The following is a 21,016-nucleotide window of genomic DNA, read 5'->3' on the forward strand; positions in this document are numbered from 1 at the left end:
GTGCCGCGCGACTCCCCGTGCCGCCCGTGATGTGAGCGACCATGGAGTCCCCGACCCAAGTGATCGGAGACGGCAGACCCGATGAAGCTGCGCGGAAAGAAGACCGACAACTCGCAGTCCCAGTCACGGAGAAGCGAACTGGCGGCCCAATTGTCCGCGCCGGTGCGGGCCTTCATGGCGACCGAGGCAGGCAGCGCCGGCCTCCTGCTGATCGCCGTGGCGATTGCCCTCGTATGGGCGAATTCGCCCTGGTCGGATGCGTACACCACCCTCTGGCACACCGAGGCGTCCGTCACACTCGGCGACGCCCGGCTGTCGATGGACCTGAGTCACTGGGTCAACGACGGGCTGATGGCCCTGTTCTTCTTCGTCATCGGCCTCGAGGTGCGCTACGAGGTCTCCGTCGGCTCGCTGAAAGAACGCCGCCGGGTCGTGATCCCGGGCCTTGCCGGGATCGGCGGCATGCTCGTGCCCATCGTGCTGTACCTGGCGATCGCGCCGGGGGGCGAGGCCGCCAAGGCCTGGGGTGTCGTGATCGGCACCGACACGGCGTTCATGCTGGGCGCCCTCGCCGTGGTGGGCCCGCGGTTCGTCACCCAGCTGCGGGTCTTCCTGCTCGCCATCACCGTCATCGACGACATCGTGGCCGTCACCGTGATCGGTGTGGTCTACTCCGGCAGCATCAACGTGCCGGAGCTGATCGCCGCGCTGCTCCTCGGCGTGGTCCTGTCCGCGCTGACCCGCTTCGGGGTCTGGCGGGCCGCACCCTACGTGCTGATCGTCCTCGTGATGTGGCTCGCCACCCTCAACGCCGGACTCCACGCCTCCATCGCCGGCATGCTCGGCGGTCTGCTCATCCCGGCCCGCAACCCCTCCCGCGAGGGGGTGGAGCAGGCCGCGAGGCTCTTCCGTGCCTTCCGCCAGTCCCCCCGCGCGGACGTCGGCAAGGTCGCGCGCAAGGGGCTGCAGCAGGCCGTCTCCGTCAACGAGCGGCTGCAGTCCGTCCTGCACCCCTGGTCCAGCTACGTCATCGTGCCCGTGTTCGCCCTGGCCAACGCCGGGGTCGACCTGCGCGACGGGGTCCTGACCAACGCCCTGGGCTCCGCCCTGACCTGGGCCGTCGTGGTGGGTCTCGTCGCCGGAAAGCTCCTCGGCATCTGGGGCGGCGCCGCCCTCGGTACCCGGTTCGGCCTCGGCAGGCTCCCGACCGGGGTGGCACCGGGCCACGTCCTGGGCGGCGGCGCGCTGTCCGGGCTCGGCTTCACCGTCTCCCTGCTGATCGTCGGGCTCGCCTTCCAGGAACCGGAGGCCCGCGCGCAGGCGACGGTCGGTGTGCTGCTCGCGGCCGTGTTCGCCACCCTCGTCGGCTGGGTGGTGTTCCATCTGGCCGCCGTGCTGAAGGGCCAGACCGACGCGGATCTGCCCCGCTACCTGGACCAGCCGGTCGACCCGGAGCGGGACCACATCCTCGGCCCCCCGGACGCGCCCCTGACCCTGGTGGAGTACGGCGACTTCGAGTGCCCCTTCTGCGCCCGCGCCACCGGCGTCACCAAGGAACTGCGGCAGCGTTTCGGCGACCGGTTCCGCTATGTGTTCCGGCACCTGCCGCTGCCCGACGTGCACCCGCACTCCGAACTCGCGGCGCGGGCGGCCGTCGCCGCCGACAATCAGGGGCGCTTCTGGGACATGCACGACCTGCTCTACGCGCACCAGGACGAGCTCGAGTACGAGGACACGGCGGGGTACGCGTCCGAGCTCGGCCTCGACGTCGAGAAGTTCCTCCGTGATCTCGACAACGACGAGACGGCCGAGCGGGTCCGCGCGGACGCGGCCGGCGCCGAGGCCAGCGGGGTCCGCGGCGCGCCGACGTTCTTCATCGGCAACCGCAGGCACACGGGGCCGTACGACGCGGAGACGCTGGCGCGTGCGCTGGAGGCGTATGCCGAGGAGCCGTCGGGGGCTAGGCGGCTGCCGGCGGAGTGAGGGGGCGGCCGGGGGCGCCCAGGTTGTCCGGGGCTCCGTCGGCGCCGGGTGACCCGGGAGCCCGGGCCCCCGGAGCCCCCGAGCCCCGGGCTTCCGGGCTTCCGGGCTTCCGGGCTTCCGGGCTTCCGGGCTTCCGGGCTTCCGGGCTTCCGGGCTTCCGGGCTTCCGGGCTTCCGGGCTTCCGGGCTTCCGGGCTTCCGGGCCCCGGGCCCCGGGCCCCGGAGCCCCGGGGGCTCGGGGGCTGCCCGGTGATGGTGCCGGGCGGGGGTGTGGTGCGCAGCCCGGCGCTTGCGGGGTGCCGTCGCGCCCACCCGTGCCGCCCTGCGGCACGACTGCCCGCGGAGGGCGGAGGGCGGAGGGCGGAGGGCGGAGGCGGCCGGTCCGCCGGGAGGCGGGGTCAGTCGAACCAGCGGTTGCGGGCCAGTTCCTCTGTTCGGGAGGGGTCCTCCAGGAGCGCCGCGACCTCGAAGCGGCGGGGCCACTGCCGGGCCGCCCAGGCCAGGCCGGCGGCCACGCCCTCCAGGGTGGCCGCGTGCAGTACGCCGTCGGCGGTCAGGCGCCAGTCGATCTCCACCCCGTCGACGACCAGTTCCTCGTGCTCCACGTACGACTGCGGTGTCCCCGCCCCGAGCAGTACCCGCACCGCTTCCGGTACGTCGTGCGTCTCGCCCTCGGAGCCGACCTCCCCGGTGACGGACTCGCTCAGCCGCCGCACCTGGAACAGCTCCGCCAGCTCGGCGGCCCGCGCGGGCCGGACCGGCAGCAGCGGGACCCCCGCCGTGAACGGCAGCAGATCCGGCGAGTCGACAACCACCGCGTCGGCCGCGTCCACCACCTCGACCCGCCCGTCGGCCACGGCCCGCAGCTCGTCCGGCAGGGTCACCTGCTCCGGGTCCAGCTCGGCCAGCGCCCCGTAGAGCGCGTGCAGCTGCTCGGCGGTGACCGGGCGGTCCGGATCGGCGAGGCGGTCGAGCAGTTCGGCCGCGCCGCCTGGCTCGTCGAGCAGCGCGGCCACCGACGTGCGTACGCCCAGTGCCCGCAGTACCTGCTCGTCCTCGAAGCCGGTCGCGTCGGCCTCCTCGTACAGGCCCCTCAGCAGCGGATCGCTCCCGGCCGCCCGCAGTCCGGCCGGGCGGCGCCCGCCGATCACCGGGTGCCCGCGCAGCCACCACGCGGTGTAGGGCCGTACGACCTCGTGGGTGCCGTCGTGCAGCAGGACGCGCACCGGCTGGACGAGCGCGTCACGCAGCGGGGGCCGGGAGAGCAGGGCGAGGGCCTGCGGCCACCGGTCGTCGTCCACCAGGTCCAGATCGCGCACGGCGACGATCTCGGTGGCAACCGGCGGGACGGGGCTGTCCGGGAAGCGGTCGAGGACGTCCTCGCCCCACACGTCCACGGCGTCCAGCAGCCCGGGGTCGTCGGGTTCGGCGAAGTCCCCTTCCCTGGGTTCCAGCTCGTCGGGGTCGAGGACGACGTCGGTGGCGCGGACGAGCGCGAAGTCCACCAGCACCCCGCAGGCCGCGAGGGGCTGTTCGCCCCACCTCTCCGCCAGTTCGCCGTCCACGTGGCCGAGTTCGCCCTCGCGCATCACCTGGGCGAACGGCCCCTGCGGGAAGACGAGTTCGCAGGCCGGGGAGAGTTCGCCGTCCTCGTCGGGGAGCGCGAGCGCGCCCAGCCACGGCTCGTCACCGGGTTCGAGGGCGGCGTCGCGCACCAACCCGAGCACGGTGTCGGCGAGTTCCTCGGCGTCCGGGACGTCCTCCTCCCAGTTCACACCGCCCTCGTCGTCCAGCGAGGCGGCGACGGCGGCCCGCACCTGCGGGGTGGTGAGGACGGCGCGCGGGGTGGCGGGGAGGGCTCCCAGCTTCTCCAGCAAGGGGTGCGCGGCGCCGGGGTGGGCGACCTTGAGACCGAGCCGGGCGAGGAGTTCCGCGTCGGGGGCCGCCGCGTCGGGGGTGGGCAGCAGCACCTGCCGGGGTCCGATGGTCGTCCGCCCGTCGGCGAGCGGGACCGGCAGCCCGGACAGCCGGTCCGGGTCGACCCCGGCGAGGCTGTCGTAGAGCCGCCGCCACCAGTCGGGGGACTTCTCCAGACCGGCCAGCCGGTCGATCGCGTCGGCGAGCGGCACCCGGGCGACACCGAGCGTGCGCAGCTCCGCGCGGCGCTCGAGACCGGCGGGCAGGAGCGTGGGCAGGACTTCGGCGAGTACGCGCACGGTGTCGGCGCCCGCGCCCTCCACGACCTCGGCGTCCCGGGGCCGCAGCGACTCGGGCAGGCCGGAGTCGTCGTCCTCGTCCGCGCGCGGCGCGACGGCCGGCGGGAGGAAGGAGGTGCGCGGCAGCCGTTCGAGGATCGCCCGGCGCAGCGCGCCGTCCAGCTCGCCCTTGCCGAGCGGGCCGGGCACCAGGCCGATGATCCCGTGCCCCACCGGGCGCCAGTCGGCGAGCAGCCCGGCGTAGGCGTCGGCCGCGCGCTGCACGAGGAAGTCGGTGAGCGGGCCGGGGGCGGCGTGCCGGCGGGTGGAGTCCAGCGGGAGGGAGGCGATGAGCAGGGCGGGCACGCCGAGGGGTTCGTCGCTGGGGGTGGGTGCGTGCACGACGGCACTGGTCCGGGGCCGGGCGGGGCTTCCGTCGGCGTCCACGGGGACCGCCCAGGTGACCGACCAGTGCGGCCGCAGCCGTTCCTCGACCGGCCGGTCCGCGAGCAGGTCGGGGGTGAGCGGCCCGTGCGCGACGGCCGTACGCCACCGGGTCGTCCCCTCCCGCGAGTCCTCGACGACGGTGAGCCCTTCGTCCACGCGCCGGCTCACGGTGCGGGGCTCGTCGTCCCCGATCTCGACGACGACGTCCTCCAGGCCGGGCAGCGCCAGCAGCAGGGCGTCGTCGACGGCGTGCAGCAGCCGCTCGGCGAGATCGGCGGCGGCCGTGTCCCGCAGGGGGAGGATGACGGCGGTGTCGTACGGGTCGGGCGCGGTCCCCTCGGCGGCGAACGGAAGCCGCAGCAGCGGCACGTGGCCGTCCCGCCGGCGGATCTCGTCCGCCAGCCCGGCGCTCTGCCCGGCGGTGTCGCCGGCGAGGTCCCGTGCCTCGGCGAGCGACCACCTGACCCCGCCGTGCCGTCCGACGACGGCGGGCTCGTCGGTCACGGCGAGCACGGCGGCGAATCCGACGCCGAACCGTCCCACGGCCCGGTCCGGCGCGTCCCGCTTCGCGGAGGCCCGCAGCGTGGACAGGGACTCGACCCCGGCCGCGTCGAGGGGGGCGCCGGTGTTGGCGGCGACGAGGACGCCGTCGCGCAGGGTGAGCCGGAGCCGTCCCGGTACGCCGGCCCGGGCGGCGGCGTCGGCGGCGTTCTGCGCGAGTTCGACGACGAGACGGTCCCGGTACCCGCCGAGGACGAGGTCCTCCTCGGCGTTGGCGTCCTCACGGAAGCGGGCGGGGCTGGTGGCCCAGGCGTCCAGGACACCGCGCCGCAGCCGCGCCGTCCCGAACGGATCGGCACCCTCGGCGGCGGGCCGCACGTACTTGCTCACGTTGACTCTCCTCATCGGCCGCCCTGATCGGCGTGAGGACGAAGGTACCGCCCCGGGGCGTACCGGCGAGGAGAGCCTCAGCCTCAGCCGTGCCGGTCCGGGCCGCGTGCGGAGTCTGGGAAGGGGAACGTCGTGGTCGGCAACGGAGTCCTGGTGAACCGGCGCCGGAATTGATCGGGCCGCCGGCGTCGCCGGGCATCCACCACGGGGGGCAGTCGTGAGCCGACGGCGGTGACGGACGGTGGGCCGCGCAGGCGCGGGCCCTGTGGCCGGTGGCTCAGGGGTGGACGGCCGAGGAGGGCCGGACGCCGGAGGGCGCGGACCGGGCGCGGAGGCTGTGCGAGACGCACAGGGCGGGGCTGGTCCCGGCCGGCCGCCGCCCGCCGGGTGTACGCCACCGCCCTGATCGGCGGCTTCGGCCGCAGGGTGCACGACGGGGCCGCCTTGCGTGGGGCCGGTGAGCTGTCGGCCTGGCCCGGCGCGCTCTTCGGCGGGCCGGGCGCGCCGTCTCATGCCCGGCGCGCAGGCCGTCGTCCTCCCGGACGCCTGGCCCCCACTCGATCCCACCGGGCGTCCCGCCGGACTGAACCGCCCGCTGGTGGACTTCCTCGCCCGACCGGCCCGGCGGAGCGGGGGAAACAGCGATTCTCCGGAGACCCACGCCACACCCGGAACGGCCGCCCGGTGACATGCTCCACAGGCGGAATCTCCCGTACTACCCGGATTAGTCGAGAAGTGACCTGTTCAAAATCGGACATTTAGCAAGCAGCCCTGATCGATCAGCCTGAAATGGGGGTTTCGCTCCGTACGGGGCTCCCGTCAAGAGACCTGGATCTCACGCCCGAAGTACGGCCTTTCGTCGTAGGTCACACCTTTGCGGCTTTTGGGCGGCGGCGGTTACCAAGGAACAGCCAGCGCGGCACGGACCAGTTCCGCGGATGGCTTCCCCCGCCCCCTCCCCCATGAGGTTTCGATGTTCGAGCGCGTCACGTCCCGTTTCCCCCGTACGTCCGCCACCCGCACCCGCGCGGCCGTCCTGGCCGCCGGCCTGGGCTCCACGGTCGTCCTGGGAGCCGGGGTCGCGGTCGCCGCCGCCGAGAACACGGCCGTGTCCGGCAGCGCCACCGCTGTCCAGGCGCAGGCCGCCGCTCAGGCCGAGGCCGCGAAGACGCAGGCCGTCACGGTCAAGAAGGCCCCCAAGACCACCAAGACCGCCCCCAAGAAGCAGGCGTCCTGGGTCTCCCCCGTGAAGAGCTACAAGCTCTCCGCCAGCTACGCCGCGAACGGCGGCATGTGGGCCTCCAAGCACTCCGGCCAGGACTACGCCGTCCCGACCGGCACCCCCGTCGTCGCCGTCCACGGCGGCACCGTCGTCAAGGCCGGCGGCAACGGCGCCGGCGACGGCCCCGCGTACGGCAACGCCGTCGTCATCAAGCACAGCAACGGCAAGTACTCCCAGTACGCCCACCTGTCCTCGGTGAACGTGAAGGCGGGCCAGGTCGTCAAGACCGGCCAGAAGATCGCCTCGTCCGGCAACACCGGCAACTCCAGCGGCCCTCACCTGCACTTCGAGATCCGCACCAGCCCGAACTACGGCTCCGCCGTGAACCCGGCCGCCTTCCTGCGCGCCAACGGCGTCAACCTCTGACCCCGAGCCCGGTCACACAGCAACACCGAGCGACCCCGGAAGCGGCCCCGCGCCGCCCCGGGGTCGCTGCACGCGTCGAAGCCCCGTCGCATGTCCACCGGCCCGATGCCCTGGCAGCAGGGGCCGCCTCGGCGTCGAAGAGGATGGGACCGAACTCGTTCTCGGCACGTTGCGGAACGTCGAGCCAACGGGCGCGTTCGATGTGTTCCGGCTGACAACTCGGCCAGGGTGATGGCGGTGATCGCCACTACGCAGACCTCCTCTCCGATTCCGACGGCATACTCGACGAGCCCTACGCCCGCCGTCTCGGCGGAAAGGTACGAGAGCTCCGATTCCGCCTCGAACGACACAATGATCTCTCGGTGACCTTTACGTCCCAGGCCGCATGACGCCGGGGACGAGAACCGCGGTCAGCCCTCGAACGCGTTCAGGTCGGAGGCCGCCCGCGCAGCGGAGTGCCGCGCAGGAGTGGCTTCGGTTCGCAGGCCCGCTCGCCGCGATCGTGCCGCGGGCCGGATGGTCTCAGTCACGGGACAGCGTTCAGGCAGGAGGAAGGCGCAACGGGCCTTCTCTCTCCTCCCGACCGCCGTGGACGGCGTGCTCACCAGCCGGTGCGTGCTCCGCCTCGGACGGTTTCCTCGCTCGCTGTGCTCTGCCGGGTCGGCTCGGTGGCCGGGGACAGGGCCAGGCGGTGATGGCGGAGTACCGCGGACTCGCCCAGCAGAAGGGCGTGCGGTCGGTACGCGGGGCCGCGCAGGGTGCGCTCCAGCGCCGGAAGGTAGTTCCAGCGCACCGCCGGGTGCGCGGAGTGCGCGAAGTGGTAGAGGTCGCCGTACGGCAGCCAGGTGCCACGAGCCAACAGGGTGAGGGAGGCGTTGCGCGGGTACAGCCGCAGACAGCGGCCCGCCTCCACGGCGACGGGCGGACCGGTCATCACCTCAGGATCGAACCAGCGGTGCTCGACGAGCAGCGACATCCAGGCGAGTTGCGGATACAGCAGCAGCCGGGGCAGCAGGAAGGCGAACACCGCCGCCTCCCAGCCGAAGACCAGGGCGAGGGCCGTCGTCACGGCCACCGGACCGGCCGCCCGCAGCAGCCCTCCGGTAGCCGTCTCCCGCCGCAGGCCGGTCATACTCCGCACAGTGCCGTACACACCGGCCGGAGTGAGCGGGTGGATCAGGGCGAGCACGTACCGCACCACCGTGGCTCCCGGACGCAGTCCCACCGAGTGGAGTTCGGCCAGGTTCGGATCGGCCCCGGTGACCGTCGCGTTCGGGTGGTGCTCGCGGACGTGCCGACGTCGACGTACGGGCACGGGGACGAAGCCGAGCGGGACATGCACGGCCACCTCGGCGAGCAGCGTATTCAGCCGGCCTCCGCGAACCAGTACGCCGTGCACCGCGAAGTGGCTGACCTCCTGGAGATGACGGAATTTCACCGCTCCCGCGAGCGCCGCGACCGCGCACCCCCAGGGGCCGCCGTACACGGCCACCGCACACCATCCGGCGAACTCGAGCCAATGACCGAGCAGCAGGAGCACGGGCGTGATGTCGTTCAGCCGCTCACGCTGGAGTCGCATCACCGACCGGAGCGAGTCCGGTGTGTGCCGTCCTCGCGCCGGGCTGAACCACCACCGGTCCACCTGCCGCAGCGCGATGCCCGACGTGACGGCCACCAGACCGATCGACAGCACCCCCACCGTCCATCCCCTCCCCCTCGTCCACTGGAAGCGGCACGGGGCGGAGCCGGCCGTCGGGACGGTGACGAACGTCCGGCGGTCAGACCTCGGTCGGGTGGACGCCCGCCTCGTGCAGCACCTTCATGTTTTCCCGGCTGAGTTCCGCGAACGCGCTGATTTCCGCCATGTGTGCGGCACCCTCGTAGGTCACCGGACCGTCCCCGAGGAGCATGGCGGGGTCCAGTTCGGCGTCGTACACGAGGGTGGCGTTGCCCTCCAGCGCCGGCTGCCACACGTCACCGACCGTCCGGAGGTAACTCCGGGCGACACCGCCCGGGTTACGCACCGTCACCGGCCGCTCCGGATCGACCAGCCCGAGCCGCGACAGGGTGGCGCGGGACGCGGCGATGCCCGAACCGCACGACGGCGTGAGACCGGCCCCCGCTCATAGGTGTGGACGAACCGCTGTCCAAGGACACGGAGCGGTGGACCGGGAAAATCCCGGTCACCGCTCATGACTGGACCCACGTGCGGGGGTGGGTCACGCGGGAGGCGGCCGAGTTGAAGTACGTGGGCGAGGATCTGATCTCGTCGCCGTATCGGTCGCGGTTCTGGCAGGGCGCCACCATCGTGCCGCGCGTCCTGTTCTTCATGGAGCAGCAGGACGCCGGCCCGCTCGGACTGGGAAGCGGGCGGATCAGGGTGCGGTCGACTCGCAGCAGCACCGAGAAGAAGCCGTGGAAAGACCTTTCCGACCAAGAGGGCGTGGTCGAGAAGCAGTTCGTCCGCCCGGTTCTGCTCGGGGAAAGCGTGCTGCCGTACCGGCTCCTCACTCCGCGCAAGGCGGTGCTGCCCGTCGAGGGCAGCAACACGCTGATGGACGGCGGTCACGAGCACATCGACCGGTACCCGGACCTGGCGAAGTGGTGGCGCGGTGCGGAGGAGTTGTGGCTGGAGAACCGGAGCAGTGAGCGGCTGACGCTGCTCGATCAGCTGGAGTTCCGGCGGAAGCTCTCCATGCAACTTCCGGGGACGCCGTTGCGGGTGGTGTACGGCGCCTCTGGAATGCACGTGTCTGCTGTACTCGTCGACACTCCGAACGTGGTCATCGAGCACGGCCTGTACTGGGGCACCGTGAAGAGCCGCGATGAAGGCATGTACCTCTGCGCCATCCTCAACACGCCAGCACTGACCGAGGTCGTCCGCCCCCTCATGTCCTACGGCAAGGACGAGAGGCATGTGGACAAGGCCGTATGGCAGCTCCCCATTCCGGAGTTCGATCCCGCGAACCCCGGCCACCAGCGGCTCGCCGAGCTGGGAGCCGCGGAAGCGGCTCGCATCGCAACATCGCAATGTCCCGGATGCCGAGGAGCTGGACGACCTGGTCCGCCTGCTTCTGGAGTAAGCAGCCGGACCAGGTCGCACCATCAGGCTTCGGGCGCGTACGGGACGAACGCCGCCCACGCGCCCGGGGCGAACGTGAGGCGGGGGCCTTCAGTGTTCTTGGAGTCGCGGACGTGAATGGTGCCCGGGGTGACGGCAAGCTCGACACAGGACTCGCCGTTGTTGCCGCTGCTGTAGCTGCTCTTGAACCACGCCAGCTCGGAGGCGTCCCCGGCAGTGGTCTTGCGGATCATGTTTCTCCCAGCAGTTGCTCGATGAAGGCCAGCGACTCCCGAGGCGAGAGTGCCTGAGCTCGGATCGTCCCATACTGCAGTTCAAGGATGCGCAGCTGTTTAGGGTCCGAAGTCGGCCGCCCGTTGAACTCGCCATCGGCCCGGCCAACCGCCGTACCGTCCACGAACTTCAGCAGCTCAATGGTGCCATCCGTCCCTGAGTGGGTCTCACAATTCATCGGCATCACCTGAAGCACGACGTTGTGCAACCGCCCCACCTCCGACAGGCGTTCGAGCTGCTGCCGCCAGACCATTGTGCCCCCGATCGGCCGACGCAGAACCCCCTCTTCCAGAACGAAACTGAGAGCGGGAGCGGGTGTGCGCTCGAAGACGGTCCGCCGGGCAACCCGTGCAGCGACCATGCGCTCGACATCGTCCGGGGAGTAGGGCGGCTGTGCTGCCCCGATCACAGCTCGCGCATGCTCCGGCGTCTGCAACAAACCATTGATGCTGTTGCACTGGTACACAGCGATCTCGATCGCTTTCGCTTCCAACTTGCCCAGCGCCCGAACCTTCTTCGGATACCGGACCTTCTTCACGTCCTCCCAGGCCGCCGCGATGAGGCCGCCCGCGTTCAGGACCTCGTCCGCCTTGTCCAGGAACTCCTGCCGGGGGATCCGTTTGCCGCCCTCGATCTTGTACACCATGTCCTCGCCGTACCCGACGACCCGGCCGAAGTCGGCGGCCCGCATCCCCACCGCCTCGCGGCGCAGCTTCAGTTGTCGTCCGACGGTCGTGATGACCGCGACGCCCCACTCGTCGTCCGGGTCCACCTCCCAACCCGGTTCGTCCGCCTCGGTCTTGAGTTGCCCCGTCTCCGTCTCGACCGCCGTCATGCCGCACCTCTCCCTCGGGAACCGTCCGTGACGCCACCCGGCGCCCTACCCGTATCAACCGTCGGAACAGCCACGACAGCACCGGACAAGCACCGGACAGTGACCGTACGCACCCGCTGAGTGACACTCCACGGTACGCAGACACCGCCACGCTGAGTGATGTGAATCAGCAAACTGCCGAACCCACCGCTTCCGTCAGGAACTTCAGCGTGCTGTTGTCCGCCACCCCACGCAGTGCGCGCCTCGCCCGGCTCCTCACCGACGCCCACCTCCGCGACTGGGGATACGACTCGGGGGCCGCACGCCAGGTCGTGGCCGAGCTGGCTGTCAACGCCGTTACCCACGGTCGCGTGCCGGGCCGGGACTTCCGTCTCGCGTTCTACGTGGTGAACCACACGCTCCGTATCGAGGTCACCGACACCCGCTGCGATCGCCTGCCCAAGCTTCAACCGGGCTCCCGCGACGCCGAGTCGGGCCGCGGTCTCCTGCTCGTCGAAGCGCTCGCGGACCGCTGGGGCGTATCCGAGGAGCGCTTCCCGCGCAAAACCGTCTGGGCCGAACTACGGCTCGCGGAACCGGAACCCGAATTCTGAGGCTCCGGTGCCGTCGGCGCCTTCCAGAACAACAACCCGGGGGAAAAGAACCCCACCAAGCCCCACCCCTTCCCGCCCGAGGCGTGTCGTCACTCGGGCGGGTGAACATCACCGGCTCAGCTGGATTTCCGGACCTCAGACACCTCTACGCTCAGCGCACACAGCCCGAAAAAACTTCGGCCCCCGCTGGGACTCCACTCCCGGTGCGAGGGCCTGACCACCCAGGAAGAGGAGCTTCCCGAATGGGTACTCAAAACCCTAGCGCGCCCCCGCGCGCCCAGTCAGCCGACGGCGGCAATCCGCCACGATCGCGTCACCGCACCACCACCGGCGGCGTCATCCACGACAACACCCGCCACACCACCCGCTTCGTGGTGATCGGCAACCACCTCACCCAGCACGCGGAACTCTCCCTGCTCGCCATCGGCCTCGGCTGCCACATCCAGTCGCTGCCCGCCGGCGCCCCCGTGGACATCAAGAGCCTCACCGCCCGCTTCAAAGAAGGCACCAAACGCATCGCCGACGCCCTGCGCGAACTGGAGACTCACGGCTACCTCCGCCGCGAACGCCACCGCACCCCCACCGGCCGCATCATCACCCGCACCACCTCCTGCAACCAGCCCGGCCACCGACGCGAAGCGGCACCCACTGGCTGCCCCGCTCCGCCGCCCCGCCCGACGGCGGAGCGCACCACCAAGCCTCGCCCCCGCAAAGCCCTTCCCCCGGTCCCCCAGCCCACCCGCGCCGCTGCCACCGCACTCAGCCAGCGGGCCGCCGACCTCCTCAGCACCCTCCGCCGCCACGACCCCCGCCTCCTGCTCTCCGCGGCCGACACCGATCACCTCGCCCCCGGCGTCATCGCCTGGCTGGAGCGCGAGGTAACCCCCACCGCCCTACGCCACGCCCTCACCGAGAACCTCCCCGACGAACCCCTCCACCGCCCCGCGGCCTTCCTCGCCCACCGCCTCACCGGCGGGCTCCCGCCCCTGCCCCCGTACCGCGCTCCGGCCCTGCCCGTGCCCGTACGCCACGATCTCCGCAACTGTGACGGCTGCGACCGCGCCTTCCGCGCCCCCGACACCCAGGCTCTCTGCCTCACCTGCACCACACCCCGATGACGGCATCTCCCTTTGCCCGACGCGCGGTTGACGAAAAATCACGTCGCGCGACGGGTTGTCAGCCTGGGAGGATCGTTCAACAATCCTACAGAGTACGCACGTTGCCGAGTGATGTTCCACGCCTGAGGCGGACAGCCGGGGAGAGGGAGATGTCATGGGGGAGTTGCGGAAGCAGGCACGGACCGGCGCGTGGATCGCCCGCGGGGTCCTCGGCGTGACCGCCGTCTATGTGGCCGGTGCGTTCGCCTTCGGAAGTGCCGCGTGGATCACCGCGCCGTTCCGCGGCGAGGTCGACGAGCGGGAGAGGACCGTCGCGTCAGGTGCGTTCCGTCTGACCACCTACCAGGAGTTCTTCGACCTGTGTGAAGCCGTGCAGAACGCCGAGGGAACGATCGGGGCGCTCCGGCAGGAGCGCCCGTCGGCCCCGGAGGCGCGCAAGACCCAGATCGACCAGTCGGTCACCGCGCTGAGAGCGTCACGGATCGAGTCCGTCAACGAGTACAACGCCAAGGCCGCCCAGGAGCACCGCGCGCCCTTCCTCGACGAGAGCCTCCCCTACCGGCTCGACGCCGACGCCGAGAAGACGACCTGCACCGACTGACCCCGGGAAGGGGACGAACGACCATGCGCAGGACCGCACGCATCTCCCTGACAGCCGTCTCGGTGCTCACCCTGGGCCTCGGGCTGGCCTCCTGCACCGGCGACTCCAGCCAGGACAAGGAGAACAAGGCCAAGCAGGACGGCTACGACCAGCTCGTGGCGCGGCAGCCCGCCGGCCTGATGGAGTACTCCCCGACCCGCGAGGCGATCAACCAGTGGGTCGAGACCTGGGGCAAGCGGGGCAAGCTCTCCTACGTCTACATCCAGAACGCCAAGGGCGAGTACGGGTACTTCGTCATGAAGGGCCTGCCGGTCCCGCGCTGCAAGATGCTCACGCCCACCGAGCGGGTGGAGACCAGGTCCCAGGGCGTGGCGGTCCTGCCGCAGCCGGGCATGGACGGCACGTACTCGGCGGGCTCCATGTGCCACGCGTACTACGGTTTCGACGCCACGACCGGCGCGTACATGGAATTCACCGTGGGGACGAACCAGTCGTTCTTCCTCTTCGACAAACCCATGGCGATGCCCGAGTACGCCGGCGCCGAGCAGCTGGGCCCGACCTCGATCAAGGACGCCGGGGCGCAGTCCTAGGTCCCGCCCCGCCCCGGGGACGAACCTGCCCTAGGAGTGCCCCAGCTCCGCCGACGCCTCGTCCTCCGCCGCCGGGACAGAGCCGGAGTCGGGGGCAGGGCGGAGGGGGAAGGGGTCGACGCGGGTCTCGTCGATGACCGGCGGTGCCGGCTGCGGCGGCTTGGGCATGACCGCGGCCTCCGAGTGGCCGCCGCAGCCGTACCCCAGCGAGACGACGTGGCCGTCGGCCGGGGAGTACTCGTTGGCGCACACCCCGAACGCCTGACCGAGCGAGCCGCCGATACGGGCGAGGAAACCGCACGACATGCAGGTGGCCGGGGCCGCCTGGGCCATCGGGGTCTTCGCGCCGAACCCCTCCTCCCAGCGGTCGGCGGCGATGTGCAGCCCGTAGCGGGAGAGGACCCGGGCGCGGCGCAGACCGAGCTCCTCGGCGACCGCCGCGATGGTGCCGCGGGCCGGGACGACGGACAGGTCGGCGGGGGCGCCCGACGTGACCTCGGCGTCCTCGGCCTCCACCAGTTCGGCCATCTCCTCGGAGACGGCGGAGTTCGGCGGCGGTTCCTCGTCGCCGATGAAGCCCGGTTCCAGCCGGAGGTCCTCGGCGTCGGTGGGGAGCAGGTCGCCGGGCCCCATGTCACCGGGGCGCAGCCGCTCGCTCCACGGCACCCACTCCGGCGCGAGGACCGCGTCGGGGCCGGGCAGCAGCACCGACTCGTCGACCGTGACGATCTTGGCTCGGGAGGCGCGGGCGACGGTGACGGCCCAGCGCCAGCCGCGGTAGCCGGGCTCCATGCATCCGAAGAAGTGGGTGACGACGCGGTCACCCTCGGAGACCATTCCCTCGTGCTCGCCCACGACCCCGGGGGCGGCGGCCTCCTCGGCTGCGGCGCGGGCGAGGTCGACGGCCTCGGCGCACAGACGGTCGGGGGTGCGGCTTCGCGTTGTCGCTGCGCTCACAGGTATCGCTTCTCTCCTACGCCGTCTCACGAGTGCGCCACTCCCAGCGCGGGGGGCGGACGGAGCGGACAGGGGACCGCGTCGACGTCCGCGCCGCAACGTGCTCGGGCGCGCCTCCATCCATTCTGCGGGATGGCTGAGATACGCACGCTACCTGTTCGCGTGCGCTGGGCCTACACCGACGGTTGTTATGGGGTGCCGCGCGCCGGTTTTCCGTGGGCGTTCGTCCGCCTCCGCGGCGTTGATCCGTCCACGACACACCGGCGGCGGCGTCGGCCGCGCGGCGACACGGCGCGGGGGCCCGCGTTGCGCCGTACAGCCGCAACCGGGATGCCGTCCGTGGGGGAGACCGCACTACGCACCGCCATCTCGGGGCACTATGACGTCGTGGCTACCGCGAGGACGCCCCAGGACGCCACCGGGACCGGTGGGCCGAAAGGGGACAAGGGAAACGGCCGACGCCTCGGCACGGGCCGGGCGGGCGGCCCCCTGCGTGCGTGCGGGCGCGCCCTGCGCTTCCCGGTGACCAGGACCGCCCGCGGGATCCGCCGGGCGACCCACGCGCACGGCGCAGGGGAGTCCGGACTCGGCAAGCTGATCGAACTGCACGGCGTGAACGGCGCCGGTGACGTGATGATCACGGTCGCGCTGGCATCCACCGTCTTCTTCTCCGTGCCGACCGACGAGGCCCGCGGGCGTGTCGCCCTCTACCTCGCCATCACCATGGCGCCCTTCACCCTCCTCGCCCCCGTCGTCGGCCCGCTCCTGGACCGTCTCCCGCACGGCCGCCGCGCCGCCATGGCCGGCGCGATGCTCGCCCGGGCACTGCTCGCGCTGGTCCTGTCCGGCGCGGTCGTCACCGGCGGACTGGAGCTGTACCCGGCCGCACTGGGCGTACTGGTCTCCTCCAAGGCGTACGGAGTGGTCAGAAGCGCGGTCGTGCCGCGGCTGCTGCCCCCCGCCTTCTCCCTGGTGAAAGCGAACTCACGGGTCACCCTCGGCGGGCTGCTGGCGACCGGCATCGCCGCGCCGATCGGCGCGGGGCTCCATCAGATCGGGCCGCGCTGGCCGCTGTACGGGGCGTTCGTGCTCTTCATGACCGGCGTGTTCCTGTCCTTCCGGCTGCCGCCGAAGGTGGACTCCGCCAAGGGCGAGGCCATGGCCCTGCTCGCCGCCGACGAGCAGCATCTGCACGGCCCGCACCGCAAGACCGACAAGCGCCCCGGACTGCGCACGGTCGGCCCGGCCGTCACCCACGCGCTCGCCGCCAACACCTCCATCCGCTGCCTCACCGGATTCCTGATCTTCTTCCTGGCGTTCCTGCTGCGCGAGCATCCGATGTCCGGCCAGAGCGCCGCGGTCTCGCTCGGCATCGTGGGAGTGGCGGCCGGCACGGGCAACGCACTCGGTACGGCGGTCGGCGCAGGGCTGCGGAACCGCGCGCCGGAGATCATCATCGTGACGGTGGTGGCCTGCGTGGTCAGCGCGGCGGTCGTGGCCGCGGCGTTCTTCGGAGCGGTGCTGGTGGCGTGCCTCGCCGCGATCGCCGGGTTCGCACAGGCGCTGGCCAAACTGTCGCTGGACGCGCTGATCCAGCGGGACGTGCCGGAGTTCGTGCGCAGTTCGGCCTTCGCCCGGTCCGAGACCCTGCTGCAGATGTCCTGGGTGCTGGGCGGAGCGATCGGCATCGTGATGCCGCTGATCGGGCCGCTCGGGCTGGCCGTGGGCGCGGCGATCGTCGCCACGGGCTGGCTGACCACGCTCCGCGGACTGGTCCGCTCGGCCCGGCAGGGACACGGCGGACGGGCGCGAGTGGCGTAACGCTCCGGCCACGCCGTACCCCACGTGGGGAGTGGGGCACGCCTGCCCGATAACCTTCGGCCATGACCACGTTGCCCCGCGGCGCAGCCGCAATCGGACACCGCGGTGCACGACGCCGCCGCGCCGTCGCCACCGCCGGCGCCGTTTCCGCCGGACTGCTCGTCCTGGCCGCCTGTGACAAGCCGACGCCGATCGCCACCGTCACGGTGGGCAGCGACTCGGCGAGCTCCGAGGCCACCTGCGGCGGGGAGGGCAAGGCCCTCAAGGCCGCCGAGCTGACCAAGTGCCTCCAGGACAAGGGCGTCGACGAGCTCACCGTCGATCCCGACGAGCCCGTGCGCTTCGGTGTCGACCCGGAGATCGCCGACAACGGCTGGATCATCCTGATGAACGGACAGCCCCTGCTGTCCGAGGCCGAGACCAAGACCTACACCACCATCCCGGGCAACATCTTCTTCAACGCCCAGTACGGCGCCCAGGGCGACTCGACCCTGGTGTCGATCAAGGAGGGCGGGAACGACGAGGCCACGGGTCTGTGGTCCTTCCGGCTGAAGAAGGACAGCTGATCACGTCCCCGTCACGCGTGCTCGTGGCCACCGCGGTCCCCGCCGAACGGGACGCGGTGGCCGAGGCGTTCCCGGGGCGGACGGTGCGGGAGGTGCGCCTGCCCGGAGCCGCCCCGCACCGGGTGACCGACGGCCCCGACCTCCTCGCCGCCGGAGTCGGACCCGCGCTCGCCGCCGCGTCCACCGCCGCCGCCCTGACCGCCGCCGCCCTCGGCGGCCGGCCCTACCGGCTGGTCGTGTCCGCCGGGATCGCCGGCGGATTCGCGCCGCACGCGCCCCTCGGCTCCCTCGTCGTCGCCGACGAGATCACCGCGGCCGACCTGGGCGCCGAGACGGCCGACGGCTTCCTGCCGGTCACCGGCCTCGGCTTCGGCACCGTCACCCACCGCCCGCCCGCCGCACTGGCGCGGGAGGCCGCCGCCGCGGCCGGCGCGCTCACCGGAACCGTGCTCACCGTCTCCACGGTGACCGGGACCGCCACCCGCGCCGGCGTACTGCGCGCCCGTCACCCCCGCGCCCTCGCCGAGGCCATGGAAGGCTTCGGAGTCGCCGAGGCGGCCGCCGCGCACGGCCTGCCCGTACTGGAGGTGCGGGCCGTGTCGAACCCCGTCGGCCCGCGCGACCGCGCCGCCTGGCGCATCGCAGACGCCCTCACCGCCCTCACCGAGGGTTTCGGGAAGCTCGCGCCCGTCCTGGAGAGTTGGAACCGGCATGACCACTGTTGAGCAGCAGCGGCTGCGGATCGCCTACTCCCCCTGCCCCAACGACACCTTCGTCTTCGACGCCCTCGCCCACGGCCGCGTCCCCGGCGCGCCCGCCGTCGACGTCACCTTCGCCGACATCGACCTCACCAACGGCATGGCCGAGCGCGGCGAACTCGATGTGCTGAAGGTGTCGTACGCGGTGCTGCCGTACGTCCTCGACGACTACGCCCTGCTGCCCTGCGGGGGCGCGCTGGGGCGGGGCTGCGGTCCGCTGGTGCTCACCCGGGAGGCGGGCGTGGACCTCACCGGCCGCACGGTCGCCGTGCCGAGCGAGCGGTCCACGGCGTACCTGCTGTTCCGGCTCTGGGCGGCGGACGTGCTGCGAATCAAGGGGGGCGGGCCCGCAGGGCCCTCCGTCGAGGGCGGTGGTGGGCGACGGGCGAGCAAGGGGGGCGGGCCCGCAGGGCCCTCCGTCGAGGGCGGTGGTGGGCGACGGGCGGGCGGGTTCGGGAAGATCGTGGTGATGCCCTTCCACGAGATCATGCCCGCCGTACGGGACGGGAAGGTCGACGCGGGACTCGTCATCCACGAGGCGCGCTTCACCTACCGGAACTACGGGCTGCACAAGCTCGCCGACATGGGCGAACACTGGGAGCGGACGACGGGGCTGCCGATCCCGCTCGGCGCGATCATCGCCAGGCGGGCGCTGGGCGAGGAGACGCTGACGCGGCTCGCCGACTCGGTCCGTGCCTCCGTACGGGCCGCGTGGGACGACCCCGAGGCGTCACGGCCGTACGTCATGGATCACGCGCAGGAGATGGACCCGGCCGTCGCCGACCAGCACATCGGGCTGTACGTCAACGAGTTCACGGCCGGCCTCGGCGAGGACGGCTACGCGGCCGTGCGGGGACTGCTCACCCGCGCGGCGGCCGAGGGACTGGTGCCGCCCCTCGGCCCGGACGCGCTGCGGTTTCCGTGAGCGCCGCGTCGATCTCCTGGACGTCCGGCCGGCCGGCCTCCTAGACGTCCAGCTGGTCGGCGACCGCGCGGAGCAGGCCGGCGATCTTCTTGCCGGCCGCCCGCTCGGGGTAGCGGCCCCGCTCCAGCGAGGGCGTGATGTTCTCCAGCAGGGTCGTGAGGTCCTGGACGATGGAGGCCAGCTCGTCCGGCTTCCTGCGCTGGGCGACCGCGACCGACGGGGTCGGGTCGAGGATCGTCAGGGAGAGTGCCTGGTCGCCGCGCTGCCCGGCGACCACACCGAACTCCACGCGCTGTCCCGGCTTCAGGGCCTCGACCCCGTCGGGGAGGACCGAGGAATGCACGAAGACGTCGCCGCCGTCGTCACGGGAGAGGAAGCCGAAGCCCTTCTCACTGTTGAACCACTTGACTTTGCCGGTGGGCACGTCTGTCCTCGTCCTCGTACTCGTCGGGAAAACTGGGTCGGAAAACGGCTCGTGATAGCACTCGGGCGGGCCCGATGACCCGCCGGTACCAAGGCTAATGCTCTTCAGTCCGGTGACAAGACGTCACCCGGCTGTTCCTCTCGGCCAGGAACTACCCTGGTCCGGTGCGTGACAAAACCCAAGCGAATTCCGCAGCGCCCGGTGACGGTCTGGTCCGTGCCGGCGCCCTCGTCTTCATCATCGGCGCCGTGGCCACTCTGGTCACGGTGGCCCCGCTGTTCCTCGGTACGACGCCCTTTCCGACGTACATGTTCGTCCTGAGCATGTTGATGGGCGTCGGGTTCCTGATGGCCGGGGCGGGCGTTCTGCGATCCGCCGCGGCGGGGCGGCGCAGGGCACGGGCGGGTCAGTTGTCCGAGAGCTGAGCCGCCGGATCGCCGGTGCGGTGGTCCGAGAACCATCGCGGGAAGTCCGTCAGGGCGGTGAGGACGACATCCGCGCCGGCCTCGCGCAGTTCCGTGGCGTCGCAGGGACCGCTGGCGACCGCGACGGCGAGCGCGCCGGCGGTCCGCGCGCCGCGCACGTCGCCCACATGGTCGCCGACGTAGACGGTGGCGTCGTGCTCGCGCAGCGCCGACGCCTTGCGCTCGGCCCACAGGCCGCCGATCACCGCGTCCGGCTCGATGCCGAGGTGCGCCAGGTGCAGTTTCGCGTTGGGCTCGTACTTCGCCGTGACGACGATCGCGCGCCCGCCGCCTTCCCGTACGGCCGCTATCGCCTCACGGGCGCCGGGGAGGGCGGGTGTGGGGGCGATGGCGTAGGCGGGGTACATCTCGCGGTAGAGATCGGCCATCTCCCCGACCCGCTCGGCCGGGTACCAGTTGACCAGCTCGTCCTCCAGCGGCGGCCCGAGCCGGCTGACCGCGAGATCGGCGTCGATGTACGTCCCCGTGCGCCCGGCGAGTGCCAGGTAGCAGGCGCGGATGCCGGGGCGGGAGTCGATGAGGGTCATGTCGAGGTCGAAGCCGACGGTGGGCGGGAGCGGGGTGGTGGAGACCATGCCGGCCATTGTGCCCGGGAGGCCGGCGTGGCTGCGGGCGGACCTACCGCGCCAGCCTGCGGGCAGTCGTGCCTCCCCACTCCCCAGTGCCTCGAAGGCCTGGGAGGTGCCCCCTGGGCGGCACGGGTGGGCGGGGCGGCACCGGCCGAGCGCCGTGAGCACGGGAGGCGCCCGTACGCCGGATCGCCCCCGCCGCCCCTTCCCGTCCCGAAACCGGGGCTCCGCCCCGGACCCCGCTCCTCAAACGCCG

20 protein-coding genes and 1 pseudogene are annotated in these 21,016 nt (G+C 72.1%); 12 read left to right on the forward strand and 9 right to left on the reverse strand.

Going from position 1 to position 21,016, the window contains the following annotated elements:
- Nucleotides 1–81: 81 nt before the first annotated feature.
- Nucleotides 82–1,983 (forward strand): Na+/H+ antiporter NhaA, encoded by a 1,902-nt coding sequence (nhaA, locus tag HTV45_RS28670; protein ID WP_215208800.1) that lies wholly within the window; start codon nucleotides 82–84, stop codon nucleotides 1,981–1,983.
- Between the two features lie 397 nt (nucleotides 1,984–2,380).
- On the opposite strand, the gene HTV45_RS28675 is transcribed toward nhaA, so the two are convergent.
- On the reverse strand, nucleotides 2,381–5,515 hold the full coding sequence (locus tag HTV45_RS28675) for a sacsin N-terminal ATP-binding-like domain-containing protein (protein WP_215208801.1): 3,135 nt from the start codon (nucleotides 5,513–5,515) through the stop codon (nucleotides 2,381–2,383).
- A 973-nt stretch (nucleotides 5,516–6,488) separates the two neighbouring features.
- Between HTV45_RS28675 and HTV45_RS28680 the strand changes: the two genes are divergently transcribed.
- Nucleotides 6,489–7,163, forward strand: coding sequence for a M23 family metallopeptidase (locus tag HTV45_RS28680; RefSeq protein WP_215208802.1), 675 nt, complete (start codon nucleotides 6,489–6,491; stop codon nucleotides 7,161–7,163).
- Nucleotides 7,164–7,260: 97 nt separating this feature from the next.
- On the opposite strand, the pseudogene HTV45_RS34540 reads toward HTV45_RS28680, so the two are convergent.
- The 3 genes and pseudogenes from HTV45_RS34540 to HTV45_RS28690 all read right to left on the reverse strand — a co-directional run.
- Nucleotides 7,261–7,411: pseudogene (locus HTV45_RS34540) on the reverse strand (VapC toxin family PIN domain ribonuclease); the annotation flags it as partial.
- Nucleotides 7,412–7,764: 353 nt separating this feature from the next.
- Nucleotides 7,765–8,862, reverse strand: a complete 1,098-nt coding sequence (locus HTV45_RS28685) for a fatty acid desaturase (protein WP_308309776.1) — start codon at nucleotides 8,860–8,862, stop codon at nucleotides 7,765–7,767.
- 79 nt (nucleotides 8,863–8,941) lie between these two features.
- On the reverse strand, nucleotides 8,942–9,193 hold the full coding sequence (locus HTV45_RS28690; protein ID WP_215208803.1) for a hypothetical protein: 252 nt from the start codon (nucleotides 9,191–9,193) through the stop codon (nucleotides 8,942–8,944).
- A 101-nt stretch (nucleotides 9,194–9,294) separates the two neighbouring features.
- On the opposite strand from HTV45_RS28690, the gene HTV45_RS28695 reads away from it, so the two are divergent.
- Nucleotides 9,295–10,362, forward strand: a complete 1,068-nt coding sequence (locus tag HTV45_RS28695) for a hypothetical protein (RefSeq protein ID WP_215208804.1) — start codon at nucleotides 9,295–9,297, stop codon at nucleotides 10,360–10,362.
- Here HTV45_RS28695 and HTV45_RS28700 read toward each other — a convergent pair.
- Nucleotides 10,269–10,478, reverse strand: coding sequence for a DUF397 domain-containing protein (locus HTV45_RS28700; RefSeq protein WP_215208805.1), 210 nt, complete (start codon nucleotides 10,476–10,478; stop codon nucleotides 10,269–10,271). The genes HTV45_RS28695 and HTV45_RS28700 overlap by 94 nt on opposite strands.
- Nucleotides 10,475–11,353 (reverse strand): helix-turn-helix transcriptional regulator, encoded by an 879-nt coding sequence (locus tag HTV45_RS28705; RefSeq protein ID WP_215208806.1) that lies wholly within the window; start codon nucleotides 11,351–11,353, stop codon nucleotides 10,475–10,477. The genes HTV45_RS28700 and HTV45_RS28705 overlap by 4 nt, the downstream gene beginning before the upstream one ends.
- A gap of 161 nt (nucleotides 11,354–11,514) precedes the next feature.
- Between HTV45_RS28705 and HTV45_RS28710 the strand changes: the two genes are divergently transcribed.
- The 4 genes from HTV45_RS28710 (at nucleotide 11,515) to HTV45_RS28725 (ending at nucleotide 14,255) form a co-directional block, all read left to right on the forward strand.
- Nucleotides 11,515–11,946, forward strand: coding sequence for an ATP-binding protein (locus HTV45_RS28710; protein WP_215208807.1), 432 nt, complete (start codon nucleotides 11,515–11,517; stop codon nucleotides 11,944–11,946).
- Nucleotides 11,947–12,188: 242 nt separating this feature from the next.
- On the forward strand, nucleotides 12,189–13,064 hold the full coding sequence (locus HTV45_RS28715) for a helix-turn-helix domain-containing protein (RefSeq protein ID WP_215208808.1): 876 nt from the start codon (nucleotides 12,189–12,191) through the stop codon (nucleotides 13,062–13,064).
- Between the two features lie 154 nt (nucleotides 13,065–13,218).
- Nucleotides 13,219–13,665: a hypothetical protein gene (locus HTV45_RS28720; protein ID WP_215208809.1), complete on the forward strand. Its 447-nt coding sequence runs from the start codon at nucleotides 13,219–13,221 to the stop codon at nucleotides 13,663–13,665.
- Nucleotides 13,666–13,688: 23 nt separating this feature from the next.
- Entirely contained in the window at nucleotides 13,689–14,255 is a 567-nt protein-coding gene (locus HTV45_RS28725; RefSeq protein ID WP_215208810.1) for a hypothetical protein, read from the forward strand.
- Nucleotides 14,256–14,285: 30 nt separating this feature from the next.
- Here HTV45_RS28725 and HTV45_RS28730 read toward each other — a convergent pair whose 3' ends face one another.
- A complete protein-coding gene (locus HTV45_RS28730; protein WP_215208811.1) occupies nucleotides 14,286–15,212 on the reverse strand; it encodes a DUF3027 domain-containing protein in 927 nt (308 codons plus the stop codon).
- Nucleotides 15,213–15,599: 387 nt separating this feature from the next.
- Here HTV45_RS28730 and HTV45_RS28735 point away from each other — a divergent pair, with 387 nt between their 5' ends.
- From HTV45_RS28735 to HTV45_RS34545, 4 genes are all read left to right on the forward strand, one after another.
- A complete protein-coding gene (locus HTV45_RS28735) occupies nucleotides 15,600–17,033 on the forward strand; it encodes an MFS transporter (RefSeq protein ID WP_215208812.1) in 1,434 nt (477 codons plus the stop codon).
- A gap of 62 nt (nucleotides 17,034–17,095) precedes the next feature.
- Nucleotides 17,096–17,599, forward strand: coding sequence for a DUF2771 domain-containing protein (locus HTV45_RS28740; RefSeq protein WP_215208813.1), 504 nt, complete (start codon nucleotides 17,096–17,098; stop codon nucleotides 17,597–17,599).
- Between the two features lie 23 nt (nucleotides 17,600–17,622).
- On the forward strand, nucleotides 17,623–18,324 hold the full coding sequence (locus HTV45_RS28745) for a futalosine hydrolase (protein WP_215208822.1): 702 nt from the start codon (nucleotides 17,623–17,625) through the stop codon (nucleotides 18,322–18,324).
- Nucleotides 18,311–19,282, forward strand: a complete 972-nt coding sequence (locus HTV45_RS34545) for a 1,4-dihydroxy-6-naphthoate synthase (protein WP_251692906.1) — start codon at nucleotides 18,311–18,313, stop codon at nucleotides 19,280–19,282. Before HTV45_RS28745 ends, HTV45_RS34545 begins: the two co-directional genes overlap by 14 nt.
- A gap of 40 nt (nucleotides 19,283–19,322) precedes the next feature.
- Here the strand turns inward: HTV45_RS34545 and HTV45_RS34905 are convergent, their stop codons facing one another.
- Entirely contained in the window at nucleotides 19,323–19,706 is a 384-nt protein-coding gene (locus tag HTV45_RS34905; RefSeq protein ID WP_215208814.1) for a cold-shock protein, read from the reverse strand.
- Nucleotides 19,707–19,870: 164 nt separating this feature from the next.
- On the opposite strand from HTV45_RS34905, the gene HTV45_RS28765 reads away from it, so the two are divergent.
- Entirely contained in the window at nucleotides 19,871–20,131 is a 261-nt protein-coding gene (locus tag HTV45_RS28765) for a hypothetical protein (RefSeq protein ID WP_215208815.1), read from the forward strand.
- On the opposite strand, the gene HTV45_RS28770 is transcribed toward HTV45_RS28765, so the two are convergent.
- Nucleotides 20,113–20,766: an HAD family hydrolase gene (locus tag HTV45_RS28770; RefSeq protein ID WP_215208816.1), complete on the reverse strand. Its 654-nt coding sequence runs from the start codon at nucleotides 20,764–20,766 to the stop codon at nucleotides 20,113–20,115. The genes HTV45_RS28765 and HTV45_RS28770 overlap by 19 nt on opposite strands.
- Nucleotides 20,767–21,016: the final 250 nt, after the last annotated feature.

Origin of the sequence: Streptomyces sp. CHD11 (genome assembly GCF_018638295.1) — a bacterium.
Lineage (GTDB): Bacteria > Actinomycetota > Actinomycetes > Streptomycetales > Streptomycetaceae > Streptomyces.